The organism is Streptomyces sp. TRM64462 (assembly GCF_013362995.1).
Lineage (GTDB): Bacteria > Actinomycetota > Actinomycetes > Streptomycetales > Streptomycetaceae > Streptomyces.
The window spans coordinates 1-2,658 of the sequence record NZ_JABWDV010000287.1 but is presented as its reverse complement, the minus strand read 5'-3'; the positions used below and the strand labels follow the sequence as shown (position 1 = coordinate 2,658).

General features: G+C 69.5%; 4 protein-coding genes. All 4 read left to right on the top strand.

The features are described 5' to 3' along the window. Positions 1-331 precede the first annotated feature (331 nt). The gene (rimP, locus tag HTZ82_RS13545) at positions 332-832 is read left to right on the top strand and encodes a ribosome maturation factor RimP (protein WP_175409607.1); all 501 of its coding nucleotides are present in this window, start codon (positions 332-334) and stop codon (positions 830-832) included. Positions 833-834: 2 nt separating this feature from the next. Beyond that, on the top strand, positions 835-1,869 hold the full coding sequence (nusA, locus tag HTZ82_RS13540; protein ID WP_175409606.1) for a transcription termination factor NusA: 1,035 nt from the start codon (positions 835-837) through the stop codon (positions 1,867-1,869). A 111-nt stretch (positions 1,870-1,980) separates the two neighbouring features. After that, positions 1,981-2,259 (top strand): YlxR family protein, encoded by a 279-nt coding sequence (locus HTZ82_RS13535; RefSeq protein ID WP_175409605.1) that lies wholly within the window; start codon positions 1,981-1,983, stop codon positions 2,257-2,259. A 149-nt stretch (positions 2,260-2,408) separates the two neighbouring features. Further along, a partial coding sequence (locus HTZ82_RS13530; RefSeq protein ID WP_175409604.1) for a translation initiation factor IF-2 N-terminal domain-containing protein occupies positions 2,409-2,658 on the top strand: 250 nt, incomplete at its 3' end.

The window sequence follows — 2,658 nt, the reverse complement described above, 5'->3', positions numbered from 1 at the left end:
CCTGCGCCGCAGCGCGTCCTCCGCGCGCCGGGCGCGCTCCGCCGCCGTCAGCGGGCGAGGGCCGCCGTCCCGGGTGGCGCCGTCGCCGTCCGAGCCGGAGCAGCCGGCCAGCAGGCCGCCCGTCACGGCGGCCGCCGCCCCGAGCGCACGTCTGCGTGTCGTTCCCGTGCGCCCCACGCGTCACTCCTTCAGGTACACCGTGAAGATCACCGCAGGCGAGCGTACCCGCGGGTCGGCAGGAGGTGGACGGCAACACCCCTCGGGACCGGATACCCTTTGACCTGACACGCGACGAACCCACAACAGCACACGCGGCCGAGGAGTCACCCGGATGAGCACCACCCAGAGCGAGAGGCTGCGCGGGCTGCTGGAACCGCTGGTCAGCGCCAGACAGCTGGATCTCGAGGAGATCGAGGTGTCCCGGGCGGGCCGCCGCAGGGTGCTGAGGGTCATCGTCGACTCGGACGACGGCGTGGAACTCGACGCCTGTGCCGAACTGAGCCGCGCCCTCTCCGAGAAGCTCGACGAGACGGACGCGATGGGCGAGGGCGAGTACGTCCTCGAAGTGAGCTCCCCGGGCGCCGACCGCCCCCTCACCGAGCACCGCCACTACGTACGCGCCACCGGCCGCCTCGTGAAGCTCCAGCTCCACGAGGGCGGAGAGCTGGTGGCCCGCGTCCTGAAGGTGGACGACGACGGACTCGACCTGGAGGTCCCGGGCGTGAAGGGCCGCAAGCCCACCGCCCGTCGCGTGGAGTTCCCGCAGATCGCCAAGGCGCGCGTGGAGATCGAGTTCAGCCGCAAGGACAAGAAGGAAGAGGAGGAGGCGTAGCCGTGGACATCGATGTGAAGCTTCTCAAGGGCTTGGCACAAGAGAAGGAGATCCCCTTCGAGCTGCTGGTCGAGGCGATCGAATCAGCCCTCCTCATCGCCTACCACCGCACCGAGGGAGCCCGCCGCCACGCCCGTGCCGTGCTGGACCGGCAGACCGGTCATGTGACGGTGTGGGCGAAGGAGGACCCCGCGGACCTGGAGGAGGGGCAGGAGCCCAAGGAGTTCGACGACACGCCGTCGGACTTCGGCCGCATCGCGGCGACCACCGCCCGCCAGGTCATCCAGCAGCGGCTGCGCGACGCCGAGAACGACGTCACGTTCGGCGAGTACGCCCGCCGCGAGGGCGACGTCGTCGCTGGTATGGTGCAGCAGGGCAAGGACCCCAAGAACGTCCTGGTCAAGCTGGACGACAAGCTGGAGGCCATCCTCCCGGTCCAGGAGCAGGTGCCGGGCGAGGACTACTCCCACGGCCTGCGCCTCCGTACGTACGTCGTACGCGTCGCCAAGGGTGTGCGCGGCCCGTCCGTCACCCTTTCGCGTACGCACCCCAATCTGGTGAAGAAGCTCTTCGCGCTGGAGGTCCCGGAGATCGCCGACGGCTCCGTCGAGATCGCCGCGATCGCCCGCGAGGCCGGCCACCGCACCAAGATCGCCGTCCGCTCCACCCGCTCGGGTCTGAACGCCAAGGGCGCCTGCATCGGCCCGATGGGCGGCCGGGTCCGCAATGTGATGGCCGAGCTGCACGGTGAGAAGATCGACATCGTCGACTGGTCCGACGACCCGGCCGAGATGGTGGCGAACGCGCTGTCCCCGGCCCGGGTCTCCAAGGTCGAGGTCGTCGATCTCGCCGCCCGCTCCGCGCGCGTGACGGTGCCCGACTACCAGCTCTCGCTGGCGATCGGCAAGGAGGGCCAGAACGCCCGCCTGGCCGCCCGCCTCACCGGGTGGCGCATCGACATCCGCCCCGACACCGAGCAGCAGCCCGCGCCGCAGGAGGGGCAGCACTCCGCGCAGCGGCCGCCCGCCGGGGAATAGACCGCCCCACGGTCACGTTGGGCTACTGAAGCACCACGACGAGATCACGACAACAACCGTTCGATTCTTGCCCCAAAGGGGTGAGGTCGGTGCGGGGAGGTAGACTTAAGCGTGTCTGGCCGGACGCATGCCCGCGCATGCCCTGAGCGCACCTGTGTGGGATGCCGGGAGCGGGCGGCCAAGAGCGATCTGCTGCGCATCGTGGTGATCGAGGGCGCGTGCGCCCCTGATCCACGCGGTACGCTGCCCGGTCGGGGTGCCTATGTGCATCCCGTCCCGTCCTGTCTCGACCTGGCGGTCCGCCGCCGAGCGTTCCCCCGGTCCTTCAGGACACAGGGCCCGCTCGACACCGCGGATCTCCGCTGTTACGTCGAGCAGGCGACACCGTAAGAAGAAGTACGGCACGGAAACCCCGTGCGGTTCAGGTACCTCGCGAGTGGAAGTAGGTCGAGATTGCGATGAGCACTCGATGAGTACGCGATGAGTACGCCCATGAAGTAGCGACGGTCCGGCGGTAACCCGGACCTAAAAGGAGCGAAGTGGCTAAGGTCCGGGTATACGAACTCGCCAAGGAGTTCGGTGTAGAGAGCAAGGTCGTCATGGCCAAGCTCCAGGAACTCGGTGAATTCGTGCGTTCGGCGTCCTCGACGATCGAGGCGCCGGTTGTCCGTAAGCTGACCGACGCTTTGCAGGGACCCGGCGGAGGCGCCGGCAAGTCCGCTGCCAAGCCCGGGGCGCCCCGCAAGGCCGCCCCCTCCGCCCCCGCCGCCAAGCGCGCGGGTGGCGCCC

Coding starts and splice junctions, on each gene's coding strand:
- rimP (WP_175409607.1), top strand. CDS start 332: ATGAGCACCACCCAGAGCGAGAGGCTGCGCGGGCTGCTGGAACCGCTG.